The 13356-nt window shown below is 67.2% G+C and carries 10 protein-coding genes; 5 read left to right on the forward strand and 5 right to left on the reverse strand.

The window, feature by feature from the left end; all coding sequences use genetic code 11:
* Window positions 1-48: 48 nt before the first annotated feature.
* Genes G6N13_RS09010 through trmB form a run of 3 tightly spaced genes read right to left on the reverse strand, consistent with a single transcriptional unit; the run spans window position 49 to window position 4550 of the window.
* The gene (locus tag G6N13_RS09010; RefSeq protein WP_163696348.1) at window positions 49-3057 is read right to left on the reverse strand and encodes a trehalose monomycolate exporter MmpL3; all 3009 of its coding nucleotides are present in this window, start codon (window positions 3055-3057) and stop codon (window positions 49-51) included.
* Between the two features lie 45 nt (window positions 3058-3102).
* Window positions 3103-3795, reverse strand: coding sequence for an NYN domain-containing protein (locus tag G6N13_RS09015; protein WP_163696350.1), 693 nt, complete (start codon window positions 3793-3795; stop codon window positions 3103-3105).
* Window positions 3792-4550, reverse strand: a complete 759-nt coding sequence (gene trmB, locus G6N13_RS09020; protein WP_163696352.1) for a tRNA (guanosine(46)-N7)-methyltransferase TrmB — start codon at window positions 4548-4550, stop codon at window positions 3792-3794. The genes G6N13_RS09015 and trmB overlap by 4 nt, the downstream gene beginning before the upstream one ends.
* Window positions 4551-4721: 171 nt before the next feature.
* Here trmB and G6N13_RS09025 point away from each other — a divergent pair, with 171 nt between their 5' ends.
* The 5 genes from G6N13_RS09025 (at window position 4722) to G6N13_RS09045 (ending at window position 11434) form a co-directional block, all read left to right on the forward strand.
* Entirely contained in the window at window positions 4722-5531 is an 810-nt protein-coding gene (locus G6N13_RS09025) for a hypothetical protein (RefSeq protein WP_235677978.1), read from the forward strand.
* Window positions 5528-6913, forward strand: a complete 1386-nt coding sequence (locus G6N13_RS09030) for a hypothetical protein (protein ID WP_235677979.1) — start codon at window positions 5528-5530, stop codon at window positions 6911-6913. The genes G6N13_RS09025 and G6N13_RS09030 overlap by 4 nt, the downstream gene beginning before the upstream one ends.
* A gap of 142 nt (window positions 6914-7055) precedes the next feature.
* A complete protein-coding gene (locus tag G6N13_RS09035; RefSeq protein WP_163696357.1) occupies window positions 7056-8882 on the forward strand; it encodes a phosphoenolpyruvate carboxykinase (GTP) in 1827 nt (608 codons plus the stop codon).
* A 65-nt stretch (window positions 8883-8947) separates the two neighbouring features.
* Window positions 8948-10480, forward strand: a complete 1533-nt coding sequence (fadD4, locus tag G6N13_RS09040) for a fatty-acid--CoA ligase FadD4 (protein ID WP_163696359.1) — start codon at window positions 8948-8950, stop codon at window positions 10478-10480.
* Window positions 10481-11434 (forward strand): enoyl-CoA hydratase/isomerase family protein, encoded by a 954-nt coding sequence (locus G6N13_RS09045; RefSeq protein WP_163696361.1) that lies wholly within the window; start codon window positions 10481-10483, stop codon window positions 11432-11434. It begins immediately after the preceding gene.
* Here the strand turns inward: G6N13_RS09045 and G6N13_RS09050 are convergent.
* Together G6N13_RS09050 and G6N13_RS09055 are read right to left on the reverse strand one after the other, a co-directional pair.
* Window positions 11412-12167, reverse strand: coding sequence for a GntR family transcriptional regulator (locus G6N13_RS09050; RefSeq protein ID WP_163696362.1), 756 nt, complete (start codon window positions 12165-12167; stop codon window positions 11412-11414). The two genes, G6N13_RS09045 and G6N13_RS09050, sit on opposite strands and share 23 nt — an antisense overlap.
* 6 nt (window positions 12168-12173) lie before the next feature.
* Entirely contained in the window at window positions 12174-13331 is a 1158-nt protein-coding gene (locus G6N13_RS09055; RefSeq protein WP_163696364.1) for an acyl-CoA dehydrogenase family protein, read from the reverse strand.
* Window positions 13332-13356: the final 25 nt, after the last annotated feature.

Genomic DNA, 13356 nt, shown 5'->3' on the forward strand with positions numbered 1-13356 from the left:
CCTGAGAGCGAAATTCGGGCCGAACCTTCGCTCTCTGACCTGACTGGATTACAGACGGCCCTCGCGGCGCAGCAGATCTGCCGCGCTGAGCCCGCCGCCGGTGCCGCGGCGTCGCTGTTCGTCGGGTTCTTTGTCCTCTACCTTGCCGCGTGAGTTCAGCTTTTCGGTGGCCACTTCGCAGTCCCCCTGCTCGGGGCGGCTGACCGGGATGGCGCGGGTCTCCTCGGCGCTGATCGCGGGCGAGACGTCATGGCTCTTCGGTTCCTGGGCCGGGATGGCCGTGGTGGCGTCCGTCGGGCCGGTGATCGTCTGGGTGGGTTCGGACGACGACGCCGGGGGAGTCGGCTGCGTACCGGGCGTACCTGGTTTGCCACGCAGCTCGCCCAGCCAGGATTCGATCTCCCGGTCCGGCGCCGGCGGGGCAGGCGGACGGGTGGACCGGGCCGCCGATGTCGCGGTGTTGACCGCGTTCTTGACGGCGTTCTTGGCCACCGAAAACCGCGTCGTCGGCGCGTCGGTCAAGCTTGGGCCGTTGCGCTCGGCCTCGCCGGACGGGGCGGGGACGGCCTCGGTCGTCGGCTCGGGAATCCGTGCGGTACCAGCCTCCGACGGCGGGTCCTGCGCCGGCGGATTGCGGTACTCGGCGCGACCGACCACCCGCGGCATCGCCCGGCCCTCGACGGGATGTGTTGGGTCGTGCGCGGGTCGGCGTGCCGCCGAGACGGGTGCGCCGGCGCCGACGAGCGAATCGGCCGGATCGCGCACGATCGGGCGTTTGCGCTCGTCGGTCAGGTGGGTCTCACCGAGGCCGATCCGCACCTGCACGCGCTTCATCCAGCGCGGTGCCCACCAACAGTCGTCGCCCAGCAGCTTCATGATGGCCGGGACCAGGAACATGCGGATGACGGTGGCGTCCAGCAGCAGAGCGATCAGCAGACCGAAGGCCAGATACTTCATCACCACCAGGTCGGAGAACGCGAACGCGGCAACCACCACGGCGAGTACTAGCGCGGCCCCGGTGATGAGTCGGCCGGTGGTGGCCGTGCCGATCCGGATGGCCTCCGCGGTGGACAGGCCGCGCTCACGGGCCTCCACCATCCGGGAGACCAGGAACACCTCGTAGTCGGTGGACAGACCCCAGATCACCGCGATGATCAGACCGATCATCGGGGCGAACAAGGGCTGTGGCGTGTAATTCAATAGCCCTGAACCGTGTCCGCCCTCGACGAACATCCAGGTCAGAATGCCCATCGTGGAGCCCAGCGTCAATGCGCTCATCAATGCGGCCTTGATGGGAAGCACCACGGAGCCGAACGCCAGGAACATCAAGAGGGTGGTGGTGAGCACCAGGATCAGCACCATCAGCGGCAGCTTGTCGAACAGCGTCAAAATGCTGTCCTGTGCCAGGGCCTGGGTACCGCCGACCAGGACCGTAGTACCCCTCGGTGGGGTCAGCGCGCGCAACTGCTGGATCTTCTGGGGTGCGGTACTGCTGTCTATCAGGCCGTTCTGAAGCACCCGTACGGACGGATCCTTCGATCCGCTGTCCTGGGCCGAGCGTTCCTCCCACATCTTCGACGGGTCGTCGCTGCCGGCGAAGCCGGACACCGTCTGTGCTTCGGCGCGAAGAGAGTCGAGTTGCTGGTCGGTGACCGGCGAGCCGTTGTCGGTTTTGATGACCAGGGTCAGCGGTTCGGTCCGGAAACTGGAGAACTCCTTGTCGAACTGCTCCTGTGCGCTGCGCACCGGGTTGTCCGGCGGCAGATACTTCTCGCTGAGCCCGCCCAACGCGAGCTGCCCCATCGGGATGATGAGCAACGTCATGACGATCACGATGGGAGCGGCAAAAGCGATGGGTCGCTTCATCACCACATTGACCAAGCGGCCCCAGAAACCCTTCTCGACCTCCTCGCGGGTCTTGGTCTTCTGGGTTTTTTCGATGAACCAGTCGATGATCTTGCGCGAGAACGACCAGTTGGCCAAGAACGGGACTCGCAGCAGAGTCCGCACGCCCAGGGCGTCGACGTTGGCGCCCAGTATTGCCAGGGTCGCGGGCAGCACCGTGATCGACAGGAACGCCGCCAGCAGCACCGAAGCGATGATCGCGTAGGTGATCGACCGGAGGAAGCCCAGCGGGATCAGCAGAAGCGGTAGCGAGGACGCCACGATGATGACCGCGGAGAATGCAACGGTGCGGCCCGACGTCATCACCGACCGCCGTACGGCAGCTTCGACGTCGTAGCCTTCGGCAAGTTCCTCTCGGAACCTGCTGACCACGAATAATCCGTAGTCGATGGCGATGCCGAAGCCCATCATCGTCACGACGGGTTGGGCGAAGAAGTGCACCGGTCCGAACTCGGCGGTCAGCCGGAGGATACCGAGCGCCCCGCCGATGGTGAGGCCACCGATGATGGCGGGCAACGCGGCCGCGACGGCGCCGCCGAAGACGAAGAACAGGACCACGGCCACCAGCGGGACAATCGCGAGCTCGGCGCGTTGCTGGTCGGTGCCGATAGTCCCGGTGAGCTCGCTGGCCAGCGGATTGAGGCCGGCGAGTTGAATAGCGCCGCCGTTGACCTGCTTGAGAGCCGGCTCGATGATCTGATAGTTCTTCAGGATGGTGTCGTCGTCGTCTCCCTTGAGGGGGATGCTGACGAAGGTTTGACGTAGATCGGCCGTCTTCATCTGATTGACGGTCGGGTCGGTGGTGTCGGGGGCTTTCAGCCAGCCGACCCAGCCCACGATCTGATCGGGATGGTCCTTGACCACCTGGTCGAGCTCATCGGTGACTGTCTTCTGCCAGCTCTTATCAGTCACCTTCTCGTTTCCCGGCGGCGTCAGGATGGCGACCACGTGACTGGTGCGGTCGCGGCCGTATACCTGGTCGGCGAGGGTCGAGGCCCGCACCGACTCGCTGCTGTTATCGTAAAAACCGCTCTGGGTCACATGCTTGCCCAGGGAGGCCCCGTATACGGCACCACCGAGGCACAGCGCGACCATGACCGCGATCACGATGTATCGATGTCGATACACAGTTCTACCCCACCAGGCGAACACGTAATCTCCTCACTAAATCTGCGGCGTCCTGCGCATTGGGCTTCTCTACACGCGCGATGTCAATAGCGACGACAGCGGCCGGAACGGTTGCAGCCACGCCCCTTGCTCTGGGAGCGAATCTAGGCCGATTCGCGGCAGCGGCTCGCGGAAAACACCAGGAATGTCCTCGAGGTCGACGAACTCCAAGGTATCCGACGCTAACGCCCAGCTTGCATGTTCGCGAAATCCAAGCACGTAGGCGGGGGTGCCGGACCGGGCGATGTCCTCCAGCGGTGCGCGGAACGCCTGCCCGTCGGCCGACGCGACGAGCACAGCGGCCAGACCTTCGGTCCGGCGCTGTTCGAGATGGGCCAGCATGTCGCTGTCGACGTCGCTGTCCTCGTCCACCTTCGGTTTGGCGAAGACCGCGAAGCCGACGTTGCGCAGGGCCTCCACCCACGGGCGGACGACGTCAGCGCTGCCGGGCGCGATGTTGGTGAACACGGTCGCCTCCGGTTCCACCGAGATATCCGGGTGGCCGGCCGACAGATCGGCGGTGCGGGTCAAGAGCCAGCGTCCCAGCGCGTCGAACCGCGGCCGGTGAGCGGCCGTGGGCCGGCCGCCCAGGATGGAACCCAGTCCCATGTCCAGATTGGGTGCGTCCCAGACGAGGAGTACCCGCTGAACCGTTGGGGCCACCACGAGTTCTTCGCCGTCGGGCAGCGCCGGGGATGCGGCGGCGTCTTCCATCACACTCATCGTCGTCTCATCCAGAGAAGCTCGGTCACCGCGCTACCGGCGTGCCGGGCCTTCGTCTCGTATTTGGTCGTCGGGCGCTGCACCGATATCGGTAGCTCGTCAGCGGGCTGCACGCGCACCAGCAGCGGTTCGGCGTCGCCGGCCTCGGCGATCTGCTCGGCGTAACCCGCATGGTCGGTGGCGGCATGCAGCACCCCGCCCGGGCGCAACCGGTCGGCGATGAGGGCGATGGTGTTTGGCTGCAGCAGCCGACGCTTGTGGTGGCGTGATTTGGGCCACGGGTCCGGGAAGAACACCCGCGTGCCGGTCAGCTCGCCGGTGGCGAACATGTGCTCGAGCACGTCGACGGCATCGCCGCGGATCAGCCGGATATTGGTCAGGGCCTCGCGGTCGACGGCGGCGAGCAGCTGTGCCAGTCCGCGCCGGTAGACCTCGACGGCGACCACGTCGATAGCGGGCTCGGTCAGGGCCATCCCGAGGGTTGAGGTGCCGGTGCCGCAGCCGATCTCCAACACGACGGGTGCCTGCCGGCCGAACCAGGCCGTCGTGTCCAGGTGTGCGACGGGTTTGCCTTCGTAGCGCGCCTGGGTTCCCAGCTCCGGCCATAGCCGGTCCCACACCTCCTGCTGTGCCTCGGTCAGCGCCGAGCGGCGTGACCGGAAGCTGGTGATCCGCGGATACGGGTGCGCGGCCACGGCATCGGGCGTGGCTGAGCCACTGTCGCGCTGCGCATGCATCCGTCCATGGTCGCTCATGAACTCCTGGGTACCCGCACCGTGGTGCAGATTGATACCCAACAGTTGCCTACTCCTGGTAGTGGCTACCGCTACAGGCTCGCCGATGCCAGCATGTGCAGTGTGGTGGGGCTGCCTGTGCGGGTCAAAGTAGCTGGTCGCGGTGGGTGCGGCCGGCGCACAGTGACCCGAGTGTTGCATGGGGCGGGTGTGGTGATTGCGCGCGCGTCGGAGGCGGTCGACGTTGATATCCACGTGTTCGCCGAGGCGCTGAAACCCGAGGACCGGCGCGTGCTGGCCGAATCGTCGCGGCCGGTCGTCGCCGTGTTCAACAAGGCGGACCTGGCCGGATTCGGCGGCGAGGGGCCGGTAGCTGCTGCCACCGCGCGCTGCCGCCAGCTGCGCGATCTCACCGGGGTTGCGGTCTACCCGCTGGCCGGGCTGGCCGCGCTCGCCGCGGTCGACGACACCGTGGTCGACGAGGAGCTGCTCGATGCGCTTCGGGTGCTGACCACCGACCCGGCCGATCTGGGCTCCACCGATCGGTTCGCCGCCACTGATCACCGGCTGCCCCGCGCCGTGCGGCAACGGCTGCTGACTCGGCTGGACCTGTTCGGCATCGCCCACGGCGTGCTGGCGCTGCGAGGCGGTGCCGACCGGGCCGGGCTGATGGTCGCGCTGCGCCGGGCCAGCGCGGTAGACGGGCTGCTCGCAGGTATCGGCGTGGCGGCCGCCCCGGCGCGCTACCGACGGCTCGCCGACGGCGCCTCTGACGAGCAGGTCGCGGCCAGAATGGCCGCGGCCATCGCGGTGGTGCGCGCCGCCGGGATGACGGTGGACGACGGCATTACCGCCTCCGCCCACCTGCAACGCGCGATCACCTGGCAGCGGTACTCCCGCGGGCCGGTGTCCCGGCTGCATCGCAGCTGCGGAGCCGATATCGCCCGCGGCTCGCTGCGGTTGTGGGAGCGGGCGGGCGGGGTCGCGGAGCGGCTGCCGTGACGATCGACAGCGTGCTCGCGCGGATCGAGGCGGGCTTGGAGCCGCCGTCGATCACCCGCCGCGAGGTCGTGCTGGTAGCCGGTCCGTGGCTGGCCGGGGCCACCGGTGTGGTTGCCGCCCTTCGTCATCGTCTTCCCGAGTTCACCGTCCTCGAGGTCGGTGAACTCGCCGCGGGTGAGGCGCCCACCGCCGTGGTGTTCGTGGCCTCGGCCACCGCACCGCTGACCGAGTCGGACTGCGCCCTCGTGGATGTGGTGTCCGCCGACACGGACGCGGTGCTGGGGGTGGTGACCAAGATCGACGTGCACCGCACCTGGCGGGAGGTGCTCGACGCCGACCGGGCGCTGCTCGCTTCGCGGGCGGCCCGTTACGGCCAGGTGGTCTGGGTGGGCGCCGCGGCCGCACCGGATCTGGGTGCGCCCGTCATCGACGACCTCGTCACGTCGCTGAGCGCCATGCTCGCCGATGACACGCTGGGCCGTCGAAATCGGTTGCGGGCGTGGGAAAACCGATTGATGGCTGCCGATGACGCCGATGGGGTCGCGGGTGTGGCCGCGCTGCGCGATCAGCGTGCCGCGCTGCTGCGCCGGTTCCGGCTGGATAAGTCCGAGCGGAACATCGCGATGCGCAGCCAGGTTCAGCAGGCCCGGGTCCAGCTGTCCTACCTCGCGCGCGCTCGCTGTGCGTCGGTGCGGGCCGAGCTACAGCACTCTGTGGCGACGATGACCCGACGGGAATTCGGCGATTTCACCCAGGAGGTTCACCGCCGGGCCGTCGAGGTGAGCGGTGGCTTGCAGCAGGAGACCGCACGACACCTGGCCGAGGTCGGCCAGCAGCTCGGTCTCGCGGTCGAGCCCGCACTCGATTCGGGCCCCGTGGTGCAGGTGGGTGCCGCGCCGCTGCGCTCACGCAGCGCGGAGACCCGGTTGATGATGCTGCTGGGAGCGGGCTTCGGGCTCGGTGTCGCGCTGACGCTGAGCCGGCTGTTCGCTGATCTGGCTCCCCGCTGGGCGGTCGGCGGGGCCCTCGGTGGTGCCGCCGTGGGGCTGGCCGCGGCCCTGTGGGTGGTCGGCATCCGCGGCCTGCTGCACGAGCGCGCCGTGCTGGACCGCTGGGTCGTCGAGGTCACTGGCGGACTGCGTATCGCGGTCGAGGAGTGGGTGGCCACCCGGGTGCTGGCCGCGGAGGCGTCATGGGGCCGGGCGGCCGCAGAACGCGACGCCGTCGACGGCGTCGATATGGAGGAGACGGTGGCGCGAATCGACGCCGGCATTCGGGCGCAGACGGTGCGGCTGGCCCGCGCTGCCGCCGCGCGTGAGCGCGCTGTGGCCGCTGTCCGGGACGAATTCGATCGGGGAAAACCCCCGATTGTGGCCTTCTGAATCGTTCCTGTGAGTGATCGGACATAATCCTGATTAACGGCGGGTATCTCACCCGCGTTAACCTACTTTTCAGGGAGGACCGTGCTCCGGTGCGGAATCCGGCCTGTGTCCTGGCCAGAATAAGTGAGCAGGAGATTGAGCGATGACTTCAGCGACCATCCCAGGTTTGGATACGCCACCGACACAGCATCACGGCCTCCTCGCTTGGGTCCACGAGGTCGCCGAATTGACGCAGCCTGACCGCGTCGTCTTCGCCGATGGCTCCGATGAGGAGTACCAGCGACTGTGCGACCAGCTGGTGGCCGCGGGCACCTTCACCAAGCTGAGCGACTCCGAAGAGCCCAGTTCGTATCTGGCGCGTTCGGCACCCTCGGACGTCGCGCGGGTGGAGTCCCGGACCTACATCTGCTCGGAGCGGGCTATCGACGCCGGCCCCACGAACAACTGGATGGACCCCGCCGAGATGCGCGGCCTCATGACCGAGCTGTACCGCGGCAGCATGCGCGGCCGCACGATGTACGTGGTGCCGTTCTGCATGGGCCCGTTGGGTGCCGACGATCCGAAGCTCGGCGTCGAGATCACCGACTCCGAATACGTTGTCGTCTCGATGCGGACGATGACCCGCATGGGCAAGGCCGCGCTGGACAAGATCGGCGAGGACGGTTTCTTCGTCAAGGCGCTGCACTCGATCGGTGCGCCCTTGGAGCCGGGCCAGGAAGACGTCCCGTGGCCGTGCAACGACACGAAGTACATCACCCACTTCCCCGAGACCCGCGAGATTTGGAGCTTCGGCTCGGGCTATGGCGGCAACGCTCTGCTGGGCAAGAAGTGCTACTCGCTGCGTATCGCTTCGGCGATGGCGCATGACGAGGGCTGGCTGGCCGAGCACATGCTGATCCTCAAGCTGATCTCGCCGGAGAACAAGGCGTATTTCGTGGCCGCCGCGTTTCCCTCGGCCTGCGGTAAGACGAACCTCGCCATGCTGCAGCCGACCATCCCCGGCTGGCGCGCCGAGACCGTCGGCGACGACATCGCGTGGATGCGCTTCGGCAAGGACGGCCGGCTGTATGCCACCAACCCTGAGTTCGGTTTCTTCGGTGTGGCACCGGGAACCAACTGGAGTTCCAATCCCAACGCGATGAAGACCGTCGCCGCGGGCAACACCGTCTTCACCAATGTCGCGCTGACCGACGATGGCGGGGTCTGGTGGGAGGGCCTCGAGGGCGACCCGCAGCACCTCATTGACTGGAAGGGCAACGACTGGGAACCGGGTTCGCCCGAGAAGGCGGCGCACCCGAACTCGCGCTACTGCACCCCGATGTCGCAGTGCCCGACGCTGGCCCCGGAATGGGATGACCCCCAGGGCGTGCCGATCTCGGCCATCCTGTTCGGCGGACGCCGCAAGACGACGGTGCCGCTGGTGACGCAGGCCCGCGACTGGCAGCACGGCGTGTTCATCGGGGCCACCCTGGGGTCCGAGCAGACCGCCGCGGCCGAGGGAAAGGTCGGCACCGTCCGCCGCGACCCGATGGCCATGATCCCGTTCATCGGCTACAACGTCGGTGACTACATGGGGCACTGGATCAACCTCGGCAAGAACGCCGATGAGTCGAAGCTGCCGAAGATCTTCTTCGTCAACTGGTTCCGCCGCGGCGACGACGGCCGCTTCCTGTGGCCGGGCTTCGGCGAGAACAGCCGCGTGATGAAGTGGATCATCGAGCGGGTCGAGGGTAGGGCCAACGGAGCCACGACGCCGATCGGCATCGTGCCGGGCGCGGCTGACCTGGATCTCGACGGCCTGGACGCCGACGCTGATGACGTCAACGAGGCGCTCGCGGTCAACATCCAGGAATGGCGCGACGAACTGCCCTTGATCGAGGAGTGGTTCGAGTTCGTCGGCGAGAAGTTGCCGACCGGTGTGAAGGACGAGTTCGAGGCGCTCAAGCAGCGCCTTGCCGAGAGTTCCTAACCGCTTCAGTACGTAGACAGGGCCAGTTGACACCCGTCAACTGGCCCTGTCGTACAGTGCTCCCCATGCAGATCCGCGAGCATGCGCAGGGCACTCCCGACAAGCCGGCCGTCATCCTGTATCCGTCCGGAAAAACCGTCACGTTCGGCGAGATGGAAGCCCGGGCCAACCAGCTGGCCCACCTGTTCCGGCAGGCCGGGTTGCGCGAGGGGGACTCCGTCGCGATCCTCATCGAGAACAACACGCACTTCCACACCGTGTTGTGGGCGGCGCGGCGTTCCGGGCTCTATTACGTGCCGATCAATACGCACCTGACGGCAGCCGAAGCCGCCTACATCATCGACAACAGTGCGGCCAAGGCCGTCGTCGGCTCGGCGGGGCTGAAGGACACCCTCGCCGGACTCGCCGCGGAGTTGCCGACGATGCCTCCGCTGCTGATCATCACCGACGGGGAACTCGACGGCTGGCGCAGATACCCGGAATGCGTTGCGGACCAGCCAGTTACGCCGATCGACGACGAGATCGAGGGCGACCTGCTGCAGTATTCGTCGGGAACCACGGGGCAGCCCAAGGGAATCAAGCGCGAGCTTCCGCACCTGCCGCCCACCGAGGTGCCCGGCATGATGGCCGCACTCATCGGATTCTGGATGACCCCCGATGCGGTGTACATCAGCCCCGCCCCGCTGTATCACACCGCCCCGTCGGTGTGGTCGATGCAGACGCTCGCGGCGGGCATCACCACCGTGGTGCTAGAGAAGTTCGACGCGCGGGGCTGCCTGGACGCGATTGCGCGGCACAAGGTCACCCACGGCCAGTTCGTCCCGGTGATGTTCACCCGGATGCTGAAACTGCCTGAGGATGTTCGCAATTCGTATGACATCTCGAGTCTGCGGCGGGTCATGCACGCGGCCGCGCCCTGCCCCGTCGAGATCAAGAAGCAGATGATCGATTGGTGGGGTCCGATCGTCGACGAGTACTACGCCTCGTCGGAGGCGATCGGGTCGACGTTGATCTTCGCCGAGGACTGGCTCACCCACCCGGGCTCGGTCGGCAAGCCGATGATGGGCGCCCTGCACATCCTCGACGAGGACGGCAACGAGATGCCGCCCGGTCAGGCGGGGGAGATCTACTTCGAGGGAGGCATGGACTTCGAATACCTCAATGACGCCGAGAAGACCGCCAAATCGCGCGACAGCCACGGCTGGAAGACGGTCGGCGACATCGGTTATCTGGACGAGGAGGGCTACCTCTACCTCACCGACCGCCGGCACCACATGATCATCTCGGGCGGGGTGAACATCTACCCGCAGGAAGCCGAGAACATGCTCGTCACGCACCCGAAGGTGATGGATGCCGCAGTGTTCGGCGTGCCGGACCACGAGATGGGCCAAAGCGTCAAGGGTGTGGTGCAGCTGGTCGACGCCTCCGATGCGACGGAGGAATTCGCCGCCGAACTACTGGTGTGGTTGCGTGATCGGCTCTCGCACTACAAGTGTCCGCGATCGATCTCGTTCGAGTCCGAGCTGCCGCGCACCGACACCGGCAAGCTGTACAAGCAGGAACTGATCGTCAAGTACTCGCCCGCGCCGACCGGCTAAATGCACCTCGTCGACCTGTCCGACCCACCTCCGATCGGGGTAACCGATTCGCTGGGCGTCGTCGTGGCGGTGGGGGAATCGTCCACACCTGACGGTGAATTCTGGCTGGATACTGCGACATTCGCGCTCACTACGGATGAGCACGAAGACCGCCGGTTCGTCGCGGTGGACTCGATCAGCGACACGCTGGCCGACCTGAGTGAGCGCTGCGCACGCTGGCCGCATGCCAGCGCGATCTGCGATGACGTGCTTCGGTCGGTGGACGTGATCGGTCCGGCTCTGCCGGGGATTGTCATCGAATCGCTGGCGTATTCGACGCTGCAGGCCGGCCCGGAGTTCGCCCGCTGGCTGGCCGAGCGCGGACCGGCCGCGTCACCCGACATCCCTGACCCGGTGGTGACCGAGCGGGACGGTGGAACGCTGCGGATCCGGTTCAATCGGCCGACGCGGCACAACGCGTTCAGCACCGACGCACGGGCGCTGTTGCTGGAGGCGCTGACAGTTGCGCTACTTGATGACAGCGTCACCGAGGTGGTGCTGGGTGGCAACGGCCCATCCTTTTGCAGCGGTGGGGATCTCGGCGAGTTCGGTACGTTCGCCGACCCCGCTTCCGCGCACCTGGCCCGAACCCGGCACAGCCCCGCGCTCGCGCTCGATGACTTGACCCGCCGGTTGGGCCGGCAGTGCCGGGCCGAGGTTCACGGCCGCGTGCTGGGTAGTGGGCTGGAGATGGCGGCGTTCTGCGGCTGGGTCAGCTGCCACAGCGACGCGGTGCTCGGGTTGCCCGAACTGACACTGGGCCTGATTCCGGGAGCAGGCGGCACCCTGAGCATCCCCCGGCGTATCGGCCGTTGGCGCACAGCCTATTTGGTGCTATCGGGGCAGATGATTGACGCGGCCACCGCGTTGGCCTGGGGTCTGGTGGACGAGGTCAGCTCGAGCGGCGCAGCGTGACGCGGTAGGTGTACTGCTCGGGCAGGAAGTGGCTGACCGACAGCTCGACCGGGGTGCCGGTGGTATCGGAGTACAGCCGGTCCACCCGCAACAGGGGATGTCCGAGCTGGCAGCCCAGTGCGCCGGCCGCCAGCTCGTCGGCGGGGGCGACGGTGATCGACTGGGCCGCTTCGGCAATCGGCTGATCCAGGTGCGGTTCGAGGACACCGATCACGGTGTTGGTGCCGACCGCGCCGCCGGCCAGCTCCGGCGAGTCGAACACCAGCCGCGCGATGACCTCGGGCAGGTGCACGGTGGTCACCACGAACGGAACGCCGTCGTGCAACCGCCGGAACACCACGGTGTACACCACGTCGCGCTCCAGGCGCAGCCGGCCGGCCGCTGTCACGTCGACCCGTCGCGAAAGGCCCTGTAGTACTTCCATGCTGGTGTCCTCGGACAGGCTCATCAGGTCCTCGATCGAACCGAGCTGCCGTAAATATCCGCGGGTCGCTGCGCTCCTGCCCGCCGGACGATATCCCCGATTCGCGTACGTGCCGCGGCCGGGCACCCGGTACACCACACCTTCGGCCACCAGATCCTGGAACGCGCGGCGGACCGTCTGCCGGGACAGCTTGTGCTCGGCGACCAGCTCGGACTCGGTCGGCAACCGCACGCCATCAGGGTAGGCCCCGGCCGCGATCTCGTCGCGAAGCCGTTGCCGCAGAACCTGATACGCGGGCCCGGGTTTCATGGCCGGCTAGATTCCTCCGCGCGCGACGAGCTGACCGGCGATCACATTGCGCTGGATCTCATTGGTGCCCTCACCGACGATCATCAGCGGCGCGTCCCGGAAGTAGCGTTCGACGTCGTATTCGGTGGAGTAGCCGTAGCCGCCGTGGATGCGCACCGCGTTCAGCGCGATCTCCATCGCCACCTCGGAGGCGAACAGTTTCGCCATCCCGGCCTCCATGTCGCAACGCTCCCCGCTGTCATGGCGCTGCGCGGCGTAGCGGGTGAGCTGGCGGGCGGCGGTCAGCTTGGTGGCCATATCGGCCAGATAGTTGCCTATCACCTGGTGCTTCCAGATCGGCCGGCCGAAGCTCTTCCGGTCCTGGGCATAGGCCAGCGCGTCCTCCAGGGCCGCGGTCGCCACGCCGAGCGCACGCGAGGCGACCTGAATGCGGCCCGTCTCGAGGCCTTTCATCATCTGGCTGAAACCGCGCCCGGGCGCACCACCCAGGATCGCGGAGGCCGGCACCCGGCAGTCGTCGAAGGCCAGCTCGCAGGACTCCACCCCCTTGTAGCCGAGTTTGGGCAGGTCTCGCGAGATCGTCAGCCCGGCGGTAGGCGACTCGACGAGCACCACCGAGATGCCCCTGTGGCGGGGCGTTGCCTGCGGATCGGTCTTGCACAACAGTGCGATCAGGCCCGACCTGCGGGCGTTGGAGATCCACGTCTTGGCTCCCGTGATCACCAGTTCGTCGCCGTCGGCGCGGGCGATGCACGTCATGTTCTGCAAATCGGAGCCGCCGCCGGGTTCGGTCAGCGCCATCGTCGCGCGCACATCGCCGGTGGCCATCGCCGGCAGGTAGGTCTGCTTCTGTTGGTCAGTGCCGAAGATCTCGAGCAGCTTGGCCACCACGGTGTGGCCGCCCATCGCACCGGCCAGGCTCATCCAGCCGCGGGCCAGTTCCTGAGTGACCTCGACGTAGCAGGGCATCGACACCGGAGAGCCGCCGTACTGTTCGCTGATCGCCAACCCGTAGATGCCGATCCGCTTCATCTGCTCGATCCACGCTTCAGGGTAGGTGTTGGCGTGCTCGACCTCGCGCACCGAGGGTTTGACGTCACGGTCGACGAAGGCCCGCACCGTCTCCACCAGCAGCGTTTCTTCGTCGTTGAGTGCGGTGCTCACCAGTGTCGCTCCAAGATCGGGAAAT

This window comes from Mycolicibacterium sarraceniae (genome assembly GCF_010731875.1).
In the GTDB taxonomy this organism is placed as follows: domain Bacteria; phylum Actinomycetota; class Actinomycetes; order Mycobacteriales; family Mycobacteriaceae; genus Mycobacterium; species Mycobacterium sarraceniae.

Excerpts from the sequence above, each read along its gene's own strand:
- G6N13_RS09050 (WP_163696362.1), bottom strand. The coding sequence starts at position 12,167 with ATGAAACCCGGGCCCGCGTATCAGGTTCTGCGGCAACGGCTTCGCGAC.
- G6N13_RS09045 (WP_163696361.1), top strand. The coding sequence starts at position 10,481 with ATGCACCTCGTCGACCTGTCCGACCCACCTCCGATCGGGGTAACCGAT.
- G6N13_RS09015 (WP_163696350.1), bottom strand. The coding sequence starts at position 3,795 with ATGAGTGTGATGGAAGACGCCGCCGCATCCCCGGCGCTGCCCGACGGC.
- G6N13_RS09035 (WP_163696357.1), top strand. The coding sequence starts at position 7,056 with ATGACTTCAGCGACCATCCCAGGTTTGGATACGCCACCGACACAGCAT.
- trmB (WP_163696352.1), bottom strand. The coding sequence starts at position 4,550 with ATGAGCGACCATGGACGGATGCATGCGCAGCGCGACAGTGGCTCAGCC.
- fadD4 (WP_163696359.1), top strand. The coding sequence starts at position 8,948 with ATGCAGATCCGCGAGCATGCGCAGGGCACTCCCGACAAGCCGGCCGTC.